This is a genomic window from Pseudonocardia hierapolitana, assembly GCF_007994075.1.
Classification (GTDB): Bacteria; Actinomycetota; Actinomycetes; order Mycobacteriales; family Pseudonocardiaceae; genus Pseudonocardia; species Pseudonocardia hierapolitana.
This window is the reverse complement of sequence record NZ_VIWU01000001.1, coordinates 4,201,928-4,220,231: the sequence shown is the minus strand read 5'-3', so window position 1 is coordinate 4,220,231 and position 18,304 is coordinate 4,201,928. Positions and strand designations below refer to the sequence as shown.

18 protein-coding genes are annotated in these 18,304 nt (G+C 73.0%); 4 read left to right on the top strand and 14 right to left on the bottom strand.

The window, feature by feature from the left end; translation table 11 throughout:
* Positions 1-34: 34 nt before the first annotated feature.
* The 10 genes from FHX44_RS43330 to FHX44_RS19900 all read right to left on the bottom strand — a co-directional run bounded on the left by FHX44_RS43330 (position 35) and on the right by FHX44_RS19900 (position 11,185).
* Positions 35-955 (bottom strand): hypothetical protein, encoded by a 921-nt coding sequence (locus FHX44_RS43330; RefSeq protein ID WP_246170491.1) that lies wholly within the window; start codon positions 953-955, stop codon positions 35-37.
* Between the two features lie 45 nt (positions 956-1,000).
* Positions 1,001-1,480 (bottom strand): DUF4282 domain-containing protein, encoded by a 480-nt coding sequence (locus tag FHX44_RS19940; protein WP_147257181.1) that lies wholly within the window; start codon positions 1,478-1,480, stop codon positions 1,001-1,003.
* 93 nt (positions 1,481-1,573) lie between these two features.
* Complete coding sequence (hemB, locus tag FHX44_RS19935; protein WP_147257180.1) at positions 1,574-2,545, bottom strand: porphobilinogen synthase; 972 nt, start codon at positions 2,543-2,545, stop codon at positions 1,574-1,576.
* Positions 2,546-2,643: 98 nt separating this feature from the next.
* A complete protein-coding gene (locus FHX44_RS19930) occupies positions 2,644-4,182 on the bottom strand; it encodes a bifunctional uroporphyrinogen-III C-methyltransferase/uroporphyrinogen-III synthase (RefSeq protein WP_147257179.1) in 1,539 nt (512 codons plus the stop codon).
* Positions 4,179-5,126, bottom strand: coding sequence for a hydroxymethylbilane synthase (gene hemC, locus FHX44_RS19925; protein ID WP_147257178.1), 948 nt, complete (start codon positions 5,124-5,126; stop codon positions 4,179-4,181). The genes FHX44_RS19930 and hemC overlap by 4 nt, the downstream gene beginning before the upstream one ends.
* Positions 5,123-6,490, bottom strand: a complete 1,368-nt coding sequence (locus FHX44_RS19920) for a glutamyl-tRNA reductase (RefSeq protein ID WP_147257177.1) — start codon at positions 6,488-6,490, stop codon at positions 5,123-5,125. Before FHX44_RS19920 ends, hemC begins: the two co-directional genes overlap by 4 nt.
* Positions 6,487-7,230 carry a redox-sensing transcriptional repressor Rex gene (locus FHX44_RS19915; protein WP_147257176.1) on the bottom strand — a complete coding sequence of 248 codons (744 nt, stop codon included), beginning with the start codon at positions 7,228-7,230 and terminating at the stop codon, positions 6,487-6,489. The genes FHX44_RS19920 and FHX44_RS19915 overlap by 4 nt, the downstream gene beginning before the upstream one ends.
* Before the next feature lie 475 nt (positions 7,231-7,705).
* Entirely contained in the window at positions 7,706-9,295 is a 1,590-nt protein-coding gene (locus FHX44_RS19910; protein ID WP_425469144.1) for a molybdopterin-dependent oxidoreductase, read from the bottom strand.
* Between the two features lie 85 nt (positions 9,296-9,380).
* Complete coding sequence (locus FHX44_RS19905; RefSeq protein ID WP_147257175.1) at positions 9,381-9,620, bottom strand: glutaredoxin family protein; 240 nt, start codon at positions 9,618-9,620, stop codon at positions 9,381-9,383.
* Positions 9,617-11,185 (bottom strand): AMP-binding protein, encoded by a 1,569-nt coding sequence (locus FHX44_RS19900; RefSeq protein WP_246170489.1) that lies wholly within the window; start codon positions 11,183-11,185, stop codon positions 9,617-9,619. The genes FHX44_RS19905 and FHX44_RS19900 overlap by 4 nt, the downstream gene beginning before the upstream one ends.
* Positions 11,186-11,684: 499 nt before the next feature.
* On the opposite strand from FHX44_RS19900, the gene FHX44_RS19895 reads away from it, so the two are divergent.
* From FHX44_RS19895 to FHX44_RS19880, 4 genes are all read left to right on the top strand, one after another.
* Positions 11,685-12,401, top strand: coding sequence for a sigma-70 family RNA polymerase sigma factor (locus FHX44_RS19895; protein WP_147257173.1), 717 nt, complete (start codon positions 11,685-11,687; stop codon positions 12,399-12,401).
* Positions 12,402-12,585: 184 nt separating this feature from the next.
* Positions 12,586-13,923: a DUF5667 domain-containing protein gene (locus tag FHX44_RS19890; protein WP_147257172.1), complete on the top strand. Its 1,338-nt coding sequence runs from the start codon at positions 12,586-12,588 to the stop codon at positions 13,921-13,923.
* A gap of 236 nt (positions 13,924-14,159) precedes the next feature.
* A complete protein-coding gene (locus FHX44_RS19885; RefSeq protein ID WP_246170975.1) occupies positions 14,160-15,032 on the top strand; it encodes an HAD family hydrolase in 873 nt (290 codons plus the stop codon).
* A 55-nt stretch (positions 15,033-15,087) separates the two neighbouring features.
* Positions 15,088-15,372 (top strand): putative quinol monooxygenase, encoded by a 285-nt coding sequence (locus FHX44_RS19880; protein WP_147257171.1) that lies wholly within the window; start codon positions 15,088-15,090, stop codon positions 15,370-15,372.
* Between the two features lie 10 nt (positions 15,373-15,382).
* On the opposite strand, the gene FHX44_RS19875 is transcribed toward FHX44_RS19880, so the two are convergent.
* The 4 genes from FHX44_RS19875 to FHX44_RS19860 form a co-directional block, all read right to left on the bottom strand.
* A complete protein-coding gene (locus tag FHX44_RS19875) occupies positions 15,383-16,330 on the bottom strand; it encodes a lysophospholipid acyltransferase family protein (protein ID WP_147261321.1) in 948 nt (315 codons plus the stop codon).
* 117 nt (positions 16,331-16,447) lie between these two features.
* A complete protein-coding gene (locus FHX44_RS19870; RefSeq protein ID WP_147257170.1) occupies positions 16,448-17,485 on the bottom strand; it encodes an NAD-dependent epimerase/dehydratase family protein in 1,038 nt (345 codons plus the stop codon).
* A 149-nt stretch (positions 17,486-17,634) separates the two neighbouring features.
* Entirely contained in the window at positions 17,635-17,736 is a 102-nt protein-coding gene (locus FHX44_RS19865) for a 30S ribosomal protein bS22 (RefSeq protein WP_003402602.1), read from the bottom strand.
* A 181-nt stretch (positions 17,737-17,917) separates the two neighbouring features.
* Positions 17,918-18,127, bottom strand: coding sequence for a helix-turn-helix domain-containing protein (locus tag FHX44_RS19860; protein ID WP_147257169.1), 210 nt, complete (start codon positions 18,125-18,127; stop codon positions 17,918-17,920).
* Positions 18,128-18,304: the final 177 nt, after the last annotated feature.

Here is an 18,304-nt window from a genome sequence, read left to right as displayed (position 1 = left end):
CGTCGGCCGACGTGGCCCGGCCTGGTGGTCCCGACTAGCGCGCGCTCCGGAACCACCGGCTGAGCTCGGGCAGGAACGTGATGACCGTGCCGCCGACCGAGGCCGCCACGACGAGCAGGATGAACACCAGGCTGCCGCTGTCACCGGCGGCTCCGGAGAACATGCTGACCAGCATCAGCAGGGTGAAGCCGACCGTCATGATCGTCAGGATGATGCGCGCCCATGTGCGACCCAGGAACGTCAGCACGGCGAACAGGACGTAGAGCACGGCCACCAGGAGGATGACGGCCGCGACCCCCCGCAGGGCCGAGACGGCCATCTCCGGGGTGAGACCCGCCTGCGCCAGCTGCTCCTCGTACCCCGGTGGGATCGTGCTCGCGTCCAGCGGTGCGGCGAGCAGCAGCACGCCGGCCGCGAGGAACGGGAGCGCGCTGAGGATCAGCAGCACGAGCGAGAGGATCATGAGCCCGGGACGCGAGACCCGGCCGCCGTCGTCGGGGCCGAGACCGGCGGCGTCACCGCTGAACGGCGTGCCTGCGTACTGACCGGGCTGGCCGTAGGGGTTGTACTGCTGCGGCTGGCCGTACTGACCGGGCTGCCCGCCGTACTGACCGGGCTGCCCGTACTGCGGCTGGCCCTGCTGCGCGTACGGGTTGTAAGGAGGCGCCTGGCCGTACCCGGGCGGCGGCTGCTGACCGTACTGGCCGGGTTGGGTGTACTGGCCCGGCTGCCCGTACTGCCCCGGCTGGCCGTACGGCGGCTGCTGACCGTACTGCTGCTGGTCGTACTGCGGCGGTTGGCCGTACTGCCCCGGCTGGGGATAGGGCTGCTGGCCGTACTGGCCAGGCTGCTGCCCCTGGGAATCCGGCTGCCCCGACCCTTCGCCCGGCGAAGCGGCACCCGACCGGTCGTCGGGCTCGTGTCCCCCGCTACGCGGGTCGGAGGGTGTACTCACGGCGTCACCGTAGGACCGTGCGTCCTGGCCTGTCCACGGCTGATCTCAGTCCTTGCGCTTGTGGATGTCCTCGGACATCCGGACCACTGCGTAGAAGAACTCGAGCGTGACCCTGAAGAAGATCAGGTAGAACAGCACGGCGATGCCGCCACCGATCAGGGTGACCAGACCGATGCCCACACCCTGGGCGAACCCCGAGATGAGCAGGCCGATGTAGACCAGGCCCAGCAGCACCATCCCGACGATGTAGAGGATCTTCACGACGGCCGGGGTGGCGAAGGTGTTGAACTCGAAGTCGAACAGAGCCCCGAACGGGCTGCTCGCCTGCCCCTGCGGGCCGCCGACGGGCTGGCCGGGAGGCGGCCCGTACGCACCGGGCTGCCCCGGCTGCTGCTGGTAGCCGCCCCAGGCGGGCGGAGGCTGCTGCTGCCCGAACCCACTCGGGTACGGCGGCGGCTGCTGCCCGCCCTGCCAACCCTGCTGGCCGGGCTGGTACTCGCCGGGAGCACCCGGGTCGTTGCTCATCGCAGATCCTCCACCTGATCAAAGGGGCCGTGATCGTAACCCCTGCGCCCGTTCCGCGCGGGTGCCCCGTGGGAACACCCGGTTGCGAACGGGTCACAGCCGGGTCGCGACCTCTGTGGCCCAGTACGTCAGAACGATGTCGGCGCCGGCCCGGCGGATGCCTGTGAGCGTCTCCAGAACGGCGCGGTCGCGCTCGATCCACCCGTTGGCGGCGGCCGCCTCGACCATCGCGTACTCGCCCGAGACCTGGTACGCGGCCACCGGGACGTCGGACACCTCCGCCACGGCGCGCAGGACGTCGAGGTAGGCCATGGCCGGCTTGACCATCACCATGTCGGCGCCCTCCTCGAGGTCGAGGGCGAGCTCGCGAAGCGCCTCGCGCACGTTGGCGCTGTCCTGCTGGTAGGTCTTGCGGTCGCCGGTGAGCTGCGACTCGACGGCCTGCCGGAACGGCCCGTAGAACGCGGAGGTGTACTTCGCCGTGTAGGCGAGGATGCCGGCGTCGACGTGGCCTGCGGCGTCGAGGGCATCCCGGATCACGCCGACCTGGCCGTCCATCATCCCGCTGGGCCCGACCACGTGCGCGCCCGCCTCGACCTGGGCCACCGCCATGTCCGCGTAGACGGCGAGGGTGGCGTCGTTGTCCACCCGGCCCTCGGAGTCGAGCACGCCGCAGTGGCCGTGGTCGGTGAACTCGTCGAGGCAGGTGTCGGCCATCACGACCGTGGCGTCGCCCACCTCGGCCCGCACGTCGCGCAGCGCGACGTTCAGCACGCCGTCCGGGTCGACGCCCGCCGACCCGGTGGCGTCGTGGCGCTCCGGCACGCCGAACAGCATCAGCCCGCCCACCCCCGCCTCGACCGCCTCGACCGCGGCCTTGCGCAGCGAGTCGCGCGTGTGCTGCACGACCCCCGGCATCGACGGGATCGGCACCGGCTCGGCGGCGCCCTCCTTGACGAACATCGGCAGCACCAGGTGCCGTGGCCGCAGGTCGGTTTCGGCGACGAGCCGGCGCAGGGCCGGGGTGGTGCGCAGCCGCCGCGGCCGGTGGGTGGGAAACGCCATGGGGCCAGCCTACGACCGGGCCTCCAGGACCCTGCGTTCAGGAAAGCCACATTCAGGGCCTACGAAGCCCTGAATGTGGCTTTCCTGAACTTCCGGGCTCAGCGGCGCCGGGCCTTCACCTTCCGCGGCGGGGGCAGGGCGCCCTCCGCGCGGAGCTTCGCAGCGTGGGCGGCCAGCGCGTCGACCAGCGCGGGAACACGCGCCTCTGCCGGCTGCACGTCGACCCGAAGGCCGAACTCGCGGGCCGTCTCGGCCGTCTGCGGGCCGATGCAGGCCACGATCGTGCGGGCGTGCGGCTTGCCGGCGATGCCGACGAGGTTGCGCACCGTGGACGACGAGGTGAAGCACACCGCGTCGAAGCCGCCGGTCTTGATGGCCTCGCGGATCGGGGCGGGCGGCGGCGCGGCGCGCACCGTGCGGTACGCGGTGACGTCGTCGATCTCCCAGCCACGCTCGCGCAGGCCGGCGGCGAGGGTCTCGGTGGCGATGTCGGCGCGCGGGAGCAGCACGCGGTCGACCGGGTCGAGCACGTCGTCGTAGGGCGGGAAGATGCTCAGCAGGCCCTCGGAGGAGGAGTCCTGACCCTCGTCGATCGACGGCACGAGCTCCGGGTTGATACCGAAGCCCCGCACCTTCTCGGCGGTGGCAGCGCCGACACAGGCGATCTTGACGCCGGAGAACGCGCGGGCGTCCAGCCCGAACTCGGCGAACTTCTCCCACACCGCGCGCACCGCGTTGGTGGAGGTGAACACCACCCACTGGTAGCGGCCGTCGACGAGGCCCTTCACCGCGCGCTCCATCTGCGTGGGCGAGCGCGGGGGCTCGACGGCGATGGTGGGCACCTCCTCGGCGGAGGCACCGTGCACGGCGAGGCGCTCGCTCATCGCGCCTGCCTGGTCCTTGGTGCGCGGCACGAGCACGCGCCAGCCGTACAGCGCGCGCGACTCCCACCACGACAGCTCGGCGCGCAGCCCGACCTCCGCGCCGACGGTGACGACGAGCGGGCCCTCGAGCTCGGACGCCTCGGCGGCCATGGTCGCGAGGGTGCTCTGGACCGTCTTCTGCGTGGTGTGCGTGCCGTTCACGGTGACGGCGACCGGGGTCTGCGCGGGGACGCCGTGCTCGGTGAGCGCTGCGGCGACCTCGGGCAGGTGCGACGCGGTGGCGTGCAGCACGAAGGTGCCCGGCGCCGCCGCCAGCCGCGGCCAGTCGACGCCGGCACGCACGTCGGCCTCCATGTGCGCCGAGCCGAGCGGCACGCCCGCGTAGGCCGGCACGGCCGTGCCCGCGGGGACGCCCGGCACGACGTCGAACGGCACGGCGGCCGCGGCCACCGCGATGGCCTCCTGCACGACCGAGTCGAGGGTGAACGGGTCACCGCTGACCAGGCGCGTGACGCTGCGACCCGACTGCACCTCGGTGATGAGGTCCTTCGCGACGTCGCCCGGCTGCCCGACGGCCGGGCGTACCTCGGCCCCGTCGGCGACGAGCGCCAGTACCTGGTCCGGGACGTCCGAGTCCGTGATGACGAGCGGTGCGCTCGCGAGGGCCTCCCGCGCGCGGACGGTCAGCAGGCCGGGGTCGCCGGGGCCACTGCCCACGAAAGCGACCCGTCCCGGGTTGGGCGAAGGTGTCATCTCGGAACTCCCGATCCAGCGTTTCTCGGAAGGGCGTCGAGGCCCCCCATGTCGAGCAACTCGGCGGCCAGTGCCGCACCGAGCTTCTCGGCGTCGTCCATGTCTCCGGTGACGGAGGCGCGCAGCAACGCCCCGTCGATCGTGCCGACCACCGCTCGCAGGGAGAGGCGGTCGACGACCTTGCCGTCGTCGTCCAGATCGGAGACGACGTCCGCCAGCGCCCCGACCGGCGCGCTGCAGCCGGCCTCGAGGGTGGCCAGCACCGCGCGCTCGGAGACCACCGCGGCCCGCGTGAACGGGTCGTCGAGGACCGCGGCGAGGGCGTTGCCGATCTCGAGGTCCTGCGCCCGGCACTCCACCGCCAGCGCACCCTGGGCGGGCGCGGGCAGCATCTGCAGCGGGTCGAGCAGCTCGGTGGCCTCGGCGAGGCGCCCCAGCCGGGACAGCCCGGCGGCCGCGACGACCACGCCGTCGAGCTCGCCGGAACGCACCTTGCCGACGCGGGTGTCGACGTTGCCGCGGATCGCGACGACGTCGAGCCCCAGGCCCAGCGCATCGAGCTGCGCGATGCGTCGCGGCGAGCCGGTGCCGACCCGCGCGCCGGGCGGGAGCTCACCGAGCACCATGCCGTCGCGCGCCACCAGCGCGTCGCGGGGGTCCTCCCGCGCGGGCACGGCCGCGAGGCGCAGCCGCGGGTCGGGCGCGGTGGGCAGATCCTTGTAGGAGTGCACGGCGACGTCGACCTCGCCGCGCGCCAGCGCGTCCCGCAGTGCGGACACGAACACCCCGACGCCCAGCTGCGCGACCGGCGCCGACGAGCGGTCGCCGGACGTGCTGACCTCGACCAGTTCGCACTCGTGGCCCGCGGCCCGCAGCCGATCGGCGACGATCCCGGTCTGGGCCATGGCGAGCGCGCTCGGCCGGGTGCCGATACGCAACTTCATGCGTCCTGCCCCTCGTGCGAGTCGGTGCGGACCTCCAGCGCGGCGAGCACGTCGCCGCTGCGCTGGATGGCCACCGCAGCCGGGGTCTGCGGGTCGAGCTCGAACAGCGCGCGCAGCGCCGCAGCGTAGCTGTCGCCGTCGGGCCCCTCGGCCAGCCGTTTCACCTGCACGGTGGGGGTGTGCAGGAGCTTGTCGACGACCCGGCGGACGCTGCGACCGAACTCATCGCGCACCTTGGGCTCGAGGTCGGGCAGCCGCGAGTCGAGCCGCAGCAGCTCGGCGTCGATCACCTCGGACGCGCGCCTGCGCAGCGCGGTGACGGTGGGCGTGACCTCGGCGGAGCGCTGCGCGGCGAGGTAGGCCTGCGCCTCCTCGGCGACCAGCTGCTGCGCGGCGGCGACGGCGGCGCCCCGCTCCCCCGATGCCAGCCTGCGCTGCAGTGCGGCCAGGTCGACCACCGAGACGCCCGGCAGCTCGGCCACCCGCGCGTCGACGTCGCGGGGCAGCCCCAGGTCGACGACCGCGAGCCGCCGTCCGGCCCGCTCCGCGACCGCCTCGGCCACCGTGTCGAGCTCGACGACGGTGCCGACGGCTCCGGTGCACGCCACCATCAGGTCGGCCCTGGCGAGCTCAGCGGCCAGCCCGTCCAGCGTGGCGGTGCGCGCGGGCGTGCCCTGCGCACGGGTGTTCTCGGCCAGCCGCTCCGCCCGCTCGGCCGACCGGTTGAGCACCACGATCTCCGCGACCCCGGCCCGCCGCAGGTGGGCGGCCGCGAGCGCGCCCATGGCGCCCGCCCCGACGATCACGGCCCGCTGCCCGGCGAGCTCCCCGCCGAGCCGGCCGGCGGCGTCGGCGAGCGACTCGGAGACGACGGAGGCGCCCGCCGTGTCGATGCCGGTGCTGGCGTGCACGCGCTTGCCGACGCGCAGCGCCTGCTGCGCGAGCTCGTGCAGGGTGCGCCCGACGGTGCCGGCCTCGTCGGCCGTGGCGTACGCGGTGCGCAGCTGGCCGAGGATCTGGGCCTCGCCGACCACCATCGAGTCGAGGCCTGCGGCCACCGCGAACAGGTGCTGCACGGCCGAGCCCGCGTAGTGCACGAAGACGTGCTCGGTGAGCTCGGTGAGCGACATCCCGGCGTGCCGCGCGAGCACCGCCGAGACGTCGGCGAGGCCGCCGTGGAAGGCGTCGACGACCGCGACGACCTCGATGCGGTTGCACGTGGAGAGCAGCACGGCCTCCGACACGTGCTGCCCGCGCAGCAGCTCCTCGAGCAGCTTCGGGACCTCGGTGGCCCCGACGGCGGCGCGTTCGAGCACGTGCACCGGCGCGCTGCGGTGCGACAGACCCACGACGAGCACGGTCATGACAGCAACCTCCCCGCCCCGTTGACGGGGTGGCCGTTGACCGCCGTGGCCTGCTCGGCGGCCGCCACGTGCTTGCGCGCCACGTGGAACGCCAGGATCTGCAGCTCCACGGCGAGGTCGACCTTGCGCACCTCGACCTCGTCGGGCACCTGCAGCACGACGGGGGCGAAGTTGAGGATGCAGCGCACGCCCGCCTCGACGAACAGGTCGCACACGCCCTGCGCCGCCTGCGCGGGTGTGGCGATCATCCCGATGGTGACGCCGCGTTCGGCGCAGACCTCGGGGATCGCCCGGACGTGCTCGACGAGGATGCCGTTGATGTGGATGCCGACGAGATCGGGGTCGACGTCGAACAGCGCGGTGACGGGGAAGCCCCGCCCGCCGAAGCCGACGTAGCCGGCGAGCGCGTGCCCGAGGTTGCCGATGCCGACGAGCGCGACGGCCTGCCGGTGGTTGAGCCCGAGGGTGCGCTCGAGCTGGTGCACCAGCGCCGCGACCTCGTACCCGACCCCGCGGATGCCGTAGGAGCCGATGTAGGACAGGTCCTTGCGCAGCTTCGCCGGGTTGACGCCGGTGGCGGCGGCGAGCTCGTCGCTGGACACCGTGTCGGCGCCCTCCTCCGCGAGCTCGCCGAGCTTGCGGAGGTAGACGGCGAGCCGGGCGACGCTGGCCTCGGGGATCGACCGCAGCGGGGCGGGCGGATCCGCGGAGCCGGCATGCGGCGGCTTCGTCACGCTCACGTCTCCTCGATGCTGCTGTGCCCGGTGCTGCCGGCGATGGCGGCGGACCGCCTCGCCTGATGGATTCGAGCCGAATACCCCGGGTCCGGGTGTTGACTGCGACTGGATTACACGGTAGTCGCTTGTGAACGCACGCACAAAGTTGCGATCTTGAACGTCGGCGTGCACACGCGGCCGGTGTGCCGCACTCGACCGATGGTCGTCCCACGACTGCCGCTCGTCGCGGCCACGGATCGGGAGCCCGGCCGTGGCGGCCGCCACCATCTGCACCATGGCCGGGACCTCGGAGATCTCGGTCACGCCGTTTCGGCTGCCATCGGACCCGAGGTCACCGGCCCTGTCGGCGGCCCGGTGCCCGTCTCCCTCCACGGCAGCCTCCCGCGCCGGCAGGTGCTCGTGATCCCGGATCAGCGGTCGATCGACGATCGGCCGTTCCCTTCCGTCGAACGGCGCCGTCGAACGGCGCCGCCGCTGCTCAGCGGACCGAGAACGCGACGTCGGGCCATCCGGTCGCCCCGTCCGGGACGGGATCGGCCTCCGTCGCGGTCTGCACGACGCCGTCGGCGGCGGTGGCCCGGCTGCGCACGGAGTGGCCGCCGGGCGCGACGTCGAACTCCGCGCGCCACATCCGCCACGTGTCGCCGCTGACCTCGGTGGCGAGCTCGGCGTCCTGCCACGGGCCGCCGTCCATGCTCACCTCGACCCGCGCGATGCCCGTCGGCTGGGACCAGGCGATGCCCGCGACCGTGACCCGGCCCGCAGGCAGTTCGGCGAACCCGCGCGGGCTGTCGATGCGCGACTGGGTCTTGATCGGCGCCCGCTGCGCCCACCCGCGTTGCAGCCAGAAGCCGTCCTTCGCGGCGAACGTCGTGAGCTCCAGACCGGTGACCCACTTCGTGGCCGAGACGAACCCGTACAGGCCGGGGACGACCATCCGCACCGGGAACCCGTGCTCCAGCGGCAACGCCTCCCCGTTCATGCCGATCGCGAGCATCGCGCCACGGCCCGGTTCCAGCAGCACGTCCACCGGCGTGCCGGTGTACCAGCCGTCGACGCTCGTGGAGAAGGCCTGGTCCGCGCCCGGCCGCACGCCGACCTCGAGGAGGAGGTCGCGCAGGTCGACCCCCGTGAACGTCGCGGTGGAGATCAGGTCACCTCCGACCGGGTTGGACACGCAGGTGAGCGTGACCGGGCGTTCGACGAGCGGCCGGGAGAGGAGGTCGTCGAAGGTCAGGGTGCGCTCCGCGTCGACCATCCCGTGGATGCGCAAGGACCAGTCCTCGGCCGCCAGCGCCGGGACCCGCAGTGCCGTGTCGATGCGGTAGAAGTCGGCGTTCGGCGTCAGGAAGGTGGGTGTGCCCGCTTCCGGGAAGGCGGCCGAGGCCGGGATCGCGGGGGCGCGCTCGGTGAGCCGGGCCGCCGCGATCCGTGCCGTGACCGGCCCTCTGAGGTCCCCCGCGCCGCGGCCGAGCCACGACCCCACGGCCCCACCGGCGAACGAGGCCACGCCCACGGCCGCCGCCGACCGCACGAGGAGCGCGCGACGGCTCACGTCTGCCGGCCGCACCGCTTCGCCGGGACGGTCCGCCGCGGCGAGCGCGAGGCCGTGCAGCCACCGGAGCACCGCCACGCCCACCACCAGCGAGACCGTCGGCGCGAGCATGTCGAGCGGGGAGAAGGACGGCTCGAACATCACCGCTCCCAGCCCGAGCACGCCGAGCGCGACCACGACCGCGATCCCCGGCCCCGGGTGCCGGCGGGACGCGATGCCCGCGAGCGCGGCGAGACCCGCGATCACCACGGCCATCCCGGCCAGCAGCACCGGCTTGTCGGCGGTGCCGAAGGCGGCCTTCGCGAACTCGACGAGCCAGTGGGGGGACAGGCGCACCACCGCGTCGCCGACGGCGAGGTACGGCGACGACGCCGGCGAGAGGAGGCCCGCCACCAGCTGCCCTGCCGCGACGGCCGCGGCGACGGCCAGCACCCCCACGAGCGCGGCCCACCCCCGCGGGATCGTGGGTGCGGCGGGTTCGCCTGCCCGATCCGGTGCCTCCGTGATGCTCACGGGACAAGTCTGGCCCCGCCCGACCGCCACGGATGTGACGATCCGGGGACGGCGCGGCACTCCCGACCTCGGCGAGGCAGGAGCGTCAGGCCAACGCCGCGCGGAGGCGGTCCTCCTCCACCCGCCAGAAGCCGTGCTCCCGGCCGTCGACCTCGATCACGGGCACCCGGTCGCCGTACTCCGCACGCAGATCCTGGTCGGAGTCGACGTCGACGGTTGTCCAGCCCGCCCCGACGTCGGCGCAGATCCGCGCGACCTCGGCCTCGGCCGCGGCGCAGAGGCCGCAGCCTGCGCGGGTGTAGACGGTGACCCGGGGCGCCGTCACGAGCGCCCCGCCAGTTGACGGCGCGCCACCTTGCCGGTGGGGGTGCGTGGGAGCGCGTCGGTGAACTCGATCACCGACGGCACCTTGAACCGGGCGAGCCGCTCCGTGCAGTGCACGAGCACCTCGTCCTCCGTCAGCTGCGCGCCCTCGGCGCGCACCAGCACGGCCTTGACCGCCTCGCCGCTGTTCTCGTCGGGTACGCCGACGACTGCGGCCTCGGCCACCGCGGACAGCTCCGCGAGCACCGTCTCCACCTCGCGGGGGTAGACGTTGAAACCGTTGACGATCACGAGGTCCGACGAGCGGTCGACGAGGTGCAGGTCGCCGTCGTGGTCGAGGAAGCCGACGTCGGCGGTGCGGAACCAGCCGTCGGCGTCCGGACCGCCCGTGCCGTCGGGCCAGTAGCCGGAGAAGAGGTTGGGCCCGCGCACCGCCACCAGCCCGGTGTCGTGCGCAGGGTCGGAGATGTCCTCGTCGATGTCCTCGGGGTCGGGAGCGGCGACGGCCTCCTCGATGGGACGGCCCTCGCGGTCGACCAGGCGCAGCTCGAGGCCCGGCAGGGCACGCCCGACCGATCCGGGCTTCGGAGGACTGCCGATCGGGTTCATCGTGAGCACGGGGCCCGCCTCGGTGAGCCCGTACCCCTCGTAGATCGGCAGGCCGGTGACGGTGCGGAACTCGTCCAACCACTGCGGCGGCAGCGGCGCCCCGCCGGACGTGCACAACCGCAGGCCCGCGGTGGCCGCGTGCAGGTCGCCGGGCGGGAGCTCGAGCAGCGCCCGGAACATCGACGGCACGCCCGCCATCCCGCTCACGCGTTCCCGGACGAGCACCTCGGCGACGTGGGCGGGGTCGAAGCGCTCGGTGAGCACGACCGTGGCACCCGCCCAGCAGGCCTGCAGGAGCCCGGCGGCGAGCCCGAACACGTGGAACAGCGGGATGGACAGCAGCACCCGGTCGACCGGGAGCACGGGCGCGGGCCGCAGCGAGGCGGTCTGCTCGCGGTTGGCGAGCACGGCCCGGTGGGAGAGCTGCACGCCGCGCGGGCGGCCCGTCGTGCCGGACGTGTAGATCAGCAGGGCGAGGTCCTCGCCGCCGCCGACCGCCTCCACCGCGGGGGGGTCCGCGGCGGGGCGAAGATCGGGCGGCGGGAGCAGGGTCGCCCCGCGCGGCGGGCCGCAACGCTGTGCCGCCTCGTCACCCTCCGCAGCCACGACGACCGCCGGCCGGCAGTCGTCGAGCACGATCTCGAGCTCCCGCGCCACCGCGACCGGCCCGAACGGGACGGACACCGCGCCCGCCCGGAGCGCACCGAGCACCGACACGCAGAACGCCGCGCCGTTGCCGAGCCGCACCAGCACGCGTTCGCCCGCCCCGGCACCCGCCGCCCGCAAGCGGGTGGCCTCTGCGCTGACGGCGGCGTCGAACTGCGCCCACGTGAGCGTGACGTCGCTGGTGACGTCGACGATCGCGGCCAGGTCGGGCGTGCTGCGCGCCGCCCGAGCGACCAGATCGGCCAGGTGGTGCGGGTTCCCGTCCTGCGGGCCGCCGGTAGGGCTGTCCACGGTTCTCCCAGGGGTCGGCGCTGCGCCGGATGGCCTCGACCGCGAGTCTGACACGAACCGGGCGGCGCGGCGGCTGGGAACTGGGCGCTCGGCGCTCCTGCCCGAAGGCATCGCCTCCACGACACGCGGAAAACGGTGACACTGACCGCGCGTAGTCGGCCGCTCACCGGACCGCAGGCGCGGCGAACGGTGGTGCGTGTTTCGCCACATCTGGCCGCCCGTATGCTCCGCCGCTACAGCCAACTCAACGGCCGACCCACGAGATCGTCGCGAAGCTCACCCGAGGGAGTGGCATGCAGCCTGTCGCCGCCGGCGCACCGCGGGCCGACCCGACGGACGCCTGTGCGTTGCGCAGACGCTCGGCACGGCGTCCTGACCAACGACGCACCGACCACCGACCCGGTCACAGGGCCTGCCGGGAGCCATGACCCGTCCCGCGCGACAGCCTCGGCTGCTCCCCACCGAGACCGCCCGTCCCCCCGCGGGTGAAGAGGTACAGATGCCCCCGACCACAGCTCCCCGCGTAGGTCCTCCCGGGCCGGCGGCCCGCACGGGCGCCCCCCGCCCTCCGCTCCCCCTCCCCCGACGGCACAGCCCCGGCGAGTCCGCGCCGCCCGCAGGCGACGCGGCCGGCCGGCAGCACGACGCGACGCCCGCGCCGCACGAGGAGACCGGCGGCGCATGGGCGCTGGTGAAGGCGGCGCAGGAAGGCGACATGGTCGCCTTCGGCGACCTGTTCGACCGCTACTACGACGTCGTCTTCCGCTACGTGCTCTTCCGCACCGGCGACCGCACCCTCGCCGAGGACCTGACGCAGGAGACCTTCGTCCGCGCCCTGCGCCGCATCTCGTCGGTCAGCTACCAGGGCCGGGACATCGGTGCGTGGTTCGTCACCATCGCGCGGAACCTGATCTTCGACCACGTGAAGTCGAGCCGGTACCGGCTGGAGCAGACGACGAGCGAGATCGTCGAGCTCTCGCCGAGCACGGGTGGCCCGGAACAGGCGGTGCTGGACGGCGCCACCAACGACGAGCTGCTCCGCTGTGTCCGGAAACTCAACCCCGACCAGCAGGAATGCATCCAGCTCCGATTCCTGCAAGGCCTGTCCGTGGCCGAAACGGCCGAGATCATGGACCGCAACGAGGGCGCCGTCAAGGCCCTTCAACATCGAGCGGTCCGACGGCTCGCCCAGCTGCTCCCGGAGGGTCTCCGATGATCCGCAGCGATATCGCATCGACCGCCCGTCGCGTTACAGGTGCGGCGAATGAACGACTCAATGCGGTGAACGGTCTTGGCGCCGTAACCACTGGCCGCGCTGCTCGTTGTAGGGCTGAACGCCGCGCCGCGCACGCCCGCGGCACGGGTACTGACAGCGCAGGGATGCAGTGAGGACGGCCAACATGCCCGCCGGACAGGGCAAGGACGCAGAGCGGTTCGCCGCCGCCGTGGAGTCGGGGACACCCCTCGGCATCACGGACGACGCCGATCTGGCGCGGGAACTCGAGATCGTGGCGATGCTGCGGTCGCGGGGCACGGCATTCGCGCCGGACGCCGAGACGAAGGCCCGGGCCAAGCAACGCCTCATGGCAGTGCTCGCCGCCGAGCAGGGCGGCCCGAGACAGGCACCCCGCCCCGCGGCTGCGCCACCGGCGGTGGAGGCGGAGCTCACCGCGCCGCTCGGCCGGCTCGTCGAGCGCCCGGACGTGGACCCCGCGGCCGAGACGACGCTGATGGAGCCGGTCACCGCGGACTCCACACCCGATTCCGACGAGGACTCGGGCACCGTGGTCGAACCGATCCCGCTCCACAGCAGGCGTGCTCGCCGCGCCCGGCACACCCTCGGTCGCACCAAGCGGCCTGCTCCGGCCGGACTGCGTGGCCGCGTGGTGTTCGTCGGTGCGGCCGCTGCCGCGGCGCTGCTCGCGATCGCCAGTGGTGGGGTGCTCGTCAGCAGCGACGCGCTGCCTGGTGACACCCTCTACCCGGTCAAGCGGGTCGCCGAGTCGGCAGGACTCGCCCTCGCCTTCGACGACGCCAGCCGGGCACGCCGGCACCTGGAGATCGCCGCGACCCGGCTGTCCGAGGTGGAGCAGCTCGCCCGCAATTCGCAGACCGCACCGGCGCCCGAGGTGTTCACCACGGCGATGGACGACTTCGACACGGCCACCAGCGAGGGGTCCCAGCTGTTGCTCTCCGCCGCCGAGCAGGACCAGCGCGGCACCGCGGCCGAGGATCTGCACAAGTGGGCCTCCGAGCAGTCCGAGCGGCTCACCGAGCTGGAGCCTGAGCTGCCCGCCGCGGCGGATGCCGACGAGTCGAAGGAACTGCTCGAGCGGCTGCTCGGCCAGACCGCGAGCACCGACGCGGACACCTCTCGGCGCACGGCGGACGAGAGCACCGACGAGCCGGACACCGGGAACGCCGACGAGGACACGACCTCCACCCCGGACAAGGAGGACTCGTCGGACACGAGCAAGACCGACGAGCCGTCGCGCGGTTCCGACAAGAGCACCGATCGCGAGAACCCGCAGCTGCTTCCCGACCTCGCCCCGAACACGAACAAGGGCGAGGACGAGAAGACGACCGGCACCGAGAGCGAGGACGAGGACGGCAAGTCGTCATCCGAGTCGGACTCGGATGACGAGGGTGACGGCAACGTGTCGGTGCCGCTCCCGCTGCTGCCCCCGGTCACGCTGCCGCCGCTCCTGCCGGGGATGCCGGGGATCACCATCGGCTGAGTCGCTTCGTCGTGAAGGCCGCTGCGGGACGCCCTCCCGCGGCGGCCTTCTCGTTGTGCGGGATGTCACGGTCGGCAATCCACTGGTCACCGAACCGCACTCGTCCGTCCGATCGGCAACAGTAGGCTGGGACGACGAATACCCACGGAGGCCCGTAGGTGGTTGAACAAGAACCTCGCGAACCGCTGTCGCCCATCGGCCCGGGCGAGCTGAGCGGGGCCACGGAGACACCGGGCGTGGTCGGTTCCGCCACTGCCACCGATCCAGCGGTACGCGCCGGTCAGGCCGCTGCGGCGGCCGCTGTGGCCGCAGGCGACAGCGGCCCGGCCGACGTCCCGCTCACCGATCTCACGGCCGCCGCGTTCTTCGACGTCGACAACACGATGATGGTCGGCGCCTCGATCTTCCACTTCGCTCGCGGGCTGGCCGCGCGGAAGTTCTTCACCACGGCCGACCTCATCGGCTTCGCGTGGCAGCAGCTGAAGTTCCGCATCGGCGGCCGGGAGACCACGTACTCCACCACCACCGGCCGCGACACCGCGCTCTCGTTCGTCGCGGGGCGTCCGGTGGCGGAGATCACCGCGCTCGGCGAGGAGATCTACGACGAGCTGATGGCCGACCGGATCTGGGCCGGCACCCGTGCCCTCGCCCAGATGCACCTGGACGCGGGCCAGCGCGTCTGGCTCGTCACCGCCACGCCCGTCGAGCTGGCGCTCATCATCGCCCGCAGGCTCGGGCTCACCGGGGCGCTGGGCACGGTGGCCGAGAGCGTCGACGGGCTCTACACCGGCCGGCTGGTCGGTGAGATCCTGCACGGCCCGGCGAAGGCCCACGCCGTGCGGGCGCTGGCCGTCACCGAAGGACTGGACCTGCGCCGCTGCACGGCCTACTCCGACTCGGTGAACGACGTCCCCATGCTCTCCGCCGTCGGCACCGCGGTGGCCGTCAACCCCGACTCCGAGCTGCGCGACATCGCGAAGGAGCGGGGCTGGCAGATCCGCGACTTCCGCACGGGCCGCAGGGCGGCCAAGATCGGCGTGCCCTCGGTCCTGGGTGCGGGTGCGATCGCGGGCGCCGTCGCAGCAGGGCTGGCCGCACGCAAGCGATGAGTTCGCGGCGCGCGGGTGGTCGTACAGACGACCCCCGTCTCCCCGTGGAGGACCGATGTTGATCATCGCAGGTTGGCTTCGCGTCGACCCCGCGTCGCGCACCGACTACCTGGAGGGCTGCGCCGCCGTCGTCGAGCAGGCCCGCAGCGCGCCCGGCTGCCTGGACTTCGCCCTCTCCGCCGACCTGCTCGATCCCGGGCGCATCAACGTTCACGAGCGCTGGGAGTCCGACGAGCAGCTGCGCGCCTTCCGCGGCAGCGGCCCGGACGTCGGGCAGGCAGCGCAGATCCGCGACGCCGAGGTGCTCAGGTATCGCATCTCCGCCACTGAACCCGCCTGAGGGCGGGCGGTCAGCCGAAGAACGCGCTCCGACGCTGGCTGAGCAGCCGGTAGAGCGTGTGCTGGATCGTCTCGCGCACCTGGTCGGTCAGGTTGAACACGGTCATCGGATCGTCCGCCTCTGCGGGGTCGATCGAGTCGGTGCGGATCGGCTCGCCGAACTCGATGTACCACTTCGACGGCAGCGGCACGAGCCCGAGCGGCCCGAACAGCGGGAACAACGGCGTGATCGGGAAGTACGGCGCGTTGAACAGCCGGGCGAGCGGCTTGACGTCGCCGATCTTCGGATAGATCTCCTCCGCCCCGACGATCGCGCACGGGATGATCGGCACCCCGCAGCGCATCGCGGCCGAGACGAAGCCGCCACGCCCGAACCGCTGCAGCTTGTACCGGTCGCGGAACGGCTTGCCGATCCCCTTGAAGCCCTCCGGCCACACGCCCACGAGCTCGCCCGACGACATGAGCCGCTCCGCGTCGGGCGTGCACGCGAGCGTGCTGCCCTGTTTGCGCGCCAGCGCGCCCACCACGGGCAATCGGAACATCAGGTCGGCACCGAGCATCCGCAGGTGCCGTTGCGAGGGGTGGTCGTCGTGCAGGGCCACGGCCGTCATCAGGGAGTCGAGCGGGAGCGTGCCCGAGTGGTTGGCCACCACGAGCGCACCCCCGACGTCCGGCACGTGGTCCATGCCGATCGTCTCCACGCGGAACCAGCTGCGGTACAGCGGCCGGAGCGCGGGCAGGATGACGTGCTCGGTGAGGTCGGCGTCGAACCCGAACTCGTCGACGGCGTAGTCGCCCTCCAACCGCCTGCGCAGGAACGCGAGCGATTCGGCCAGGGCCTCCTCCCACGGGGGCGGGCCGGCGTCCTCGGACTCGGTGACGGGCGGCACCTCGTCGGCGTCACTCCATGTCCTCCGGCGATCGTCGGCGCGCAGCGGGATCACCCGGGCTTCGGACATGACGGCTCGCTCCTCCTCGGCCCGAGGGCCTGCAGGGCTGTGCACGGCGCGGCGGCGGGGCGTCATCGCGGCATCCTCATCGCGGCATCCTCATCCTGGTCTCTCATCGCAGCACGGTCATCGCAGCACCCGCGCGGCGGCGAGCACGCCCTGCTCCAGCGTGGCGAACCGCTCCGGGTCCACAACGGGGCGCAGGCCGCGCCCGCGGACGTAGTCGTCGAAGGCCTGCACGGTGGTCCACCGCGGCGTGAAGCCGAACTGCCGGCGCAGCCGGCGGTTGTCCACCACACGGCCGAAGTTGAGCAGCCGCATCTGCTCCGGGGAGAAGTCGACCAGCCGGGCACCGCGGAACAGCCTGCCCACCGGGCCCACGATCGGGCTCGGGACGGGGATCGGCACGCGGCCCGCCCGGCGGATGGCCTGCGAGAGCAGCAGCACCCCGTCCGCGGCGACGTTGAAGACGCCCGGGATGTCCTCGCTCGCCGCGCGCTCGAGAACCGCGAGCCCGTCCTCCTCGTGCAGCAGCTGGACGCGCGCGTCGTACCCGAGCACGATCGGCACGGCCGGCAGCGCGAAGTACCGGGTGAACACCGTGTCGATGCGCGGACCGATGAAGTTCGAGAACCGCAGCGTGGTGACCGACACGTCGGGACGCCTGCGGGCGAACCCGCGCAGGTAGCCCTCGATCTCGACGGCATCCTTGGCGTACCCGCCGGACGGCAGGTCCTTCGGCGTCATGGTCTCGTCGAACAGGGCCGGGTCGCGCGGGCTGGACCCGTACACGGCAGTGGTGGACTTGAGCACCATGCGCCGCACCGAGGGCGCCTTCTGGCACGCCGCGAGCAGCTGCATCGTGCCGATGACGTTCATCTCCTTCATCGCCACCCGGCCGCCGGACGAGCCCGGGTTGGCCGAGAGCGAGGCGTGGACGACGGTGTCGACCGACGCGGTGGAGATGACCTTCGAGATCAGCGGGTTGCGGATGTCGGCGCGAACGAACTCGGCGCGCCCCATCCGGCGGAGAAGGTCGCGCGGGGGCGGCACGGTGTCCACCCCGAGCACCCGGTCGATGTCCGGGTTCTGCGCGAGTCGGGCAGCGAGATGACCACCGAGGAACCGACTGACCCCGGTGACGAGCACGACGGATGGCGGCACGGCCCTACCCCAGGAACGCAACGGATGCGGCGAGTGACCGATGGTAGACCGCCCCCGGCCGGAGCGTGGCTACGACTTCGCGGTAGTGAGCGGACGCACCGCAGGTAAACGCAATCCCGGGCGCGACCTGGGGCCGCGCCCGGGATCGTTCACTTGCCGAGCTTGCGCCGCTGCACGCGGGTCCTGCGGAGGAGCTTGCGGTGCTTCTTCTTCGACATCCGCTTGCGGCGCTTCTTGATGACGGAGCCCATACGTGGCGGCCCTTCCTGTCGGGACGCGGCCCGGGGCGGGCCACTTTCGTGCGGTGGAGGTGCGGCCGGCCGCATGCAGCGCGACGGGCGTGCGCGGCCGGGCGATGACCGGGGGCCCACTCTACCGGGGGTTCTCGGGCCGGGAGCGCCCCCGGGGGTACGACGGCAGCCGACGACCGGCTCAGCCGGCGTCGAAGTAGGCGCTGCGGAGGTACTCCTCCACCGCACTCTTCGGAACGCGGAACGAGCGTCCGACGCGCGCGGCGGGCAGCTCCCCGCCGTGCACGAGCCGGTACACGGTCATCTTCGACACCCGCATCATGGCCGCGACCTCGGCGACCGTCAGGAACTGCACCTGCGAGAGGTGTATCTCCGAAGGCTCGGACGGCATCGGATCACCGCTTTCGTGGTCGCATCGGCCGCCCGGTCTCCCGTGGCCGGGACGACGTCGATGTTCCGAATGAGCTTAGCGGTGCAGATGTGACGTGATCGAGGGGAGTCGTGCGCAGGAGGGTGACCGGAAGCGGCGCGTCGGGGTGATTCCGCAGCACCGTTCGGGGCAAGCGGG

Excerpts from the sequence above, each read along its gene's own strand:
- hemC (WP_147257178.1), bottom strand. The coding sequence starts at position 5,126 with ATGAAGTTGCGTATCGGCACCCGGCCGAGCGCGCTCGCCATGGCCCAG.
- hemB (WP_147257180.1), bottom strand. The coding sequence starts at position 2,545 with ATGGCGTTTCCCACCCACCGGCCGCGGCGGCTGCGCACCACCCCGGCC.
- FHX44_RS19920 (WP_147257177.1), bottom strand. The coding sequence starts at position 6,490 with ATGACCGTGCTCGTCGTGGGTCTGTCGCACCGCAGCGCGCCGGTGCAC.
- FHX44_RS19895 (WP_147257173.1), top strand. The coding sequence starts at position 11,685 with ATGCCCCCGACCACAGCTCCCCGCGTAGGTCCTCCCGGGCCGGCGGCC.
- FHX44_RS19930 (WP_147257179.1), bottom strand. The coding sequence starts at position 4,182 with ATGACACCTTCGCCCAACCCGGGACGGGTCGCTTTCGTGGGCAGTGGC.
- FHX44_RS19890 (WP_147257172.1), top strand. The coding sequence starts at position 12,586 with ATGCCCGCCGGACAGGGCAAGGACGCAGAGCGGTTCGCCGCCGCCGTG.
- FHX44_RS19865 (WP_003402602.1), bottom strand. The coding sequence starts at position 17,736 with ATGGGCTCCGTCATCAAGAAGCGCCGCAAGCGGATGTCGAAGAAGAAG.
- FHX44_RS19875 (WP_147261321.1), bottom strand. The coding sequence starts at position 16,330 with ATGTCCGAAGCCCGGGTGATCCCGCTGCGCGCCGACGATCGCCGGAGG.
- FHX44_RS19860 (WP_147257169.1), bottom strand. The coding sequence starts at position 18,127 with ATGCCGTCCGAGCCTTCGGAGATACACCTCTCGCAGGTGCAGTTCCTG.
- FHX44_RS19880 (WP_147257171.1), top strand. The coding sequence starts at position 15,088 with ATGTTGATCATCGCAGGTTGGCTTCGCGTCGACCCCGCGTCGCGCACC.
- FHX44_RS19940 (WP_147257181.1), bottom strand. The coding sequence starts at position 1,480 with ATGAGCAACGACCCGGGTGCTCCCGGCGAGTACCAGCCCGGCCAGCAG.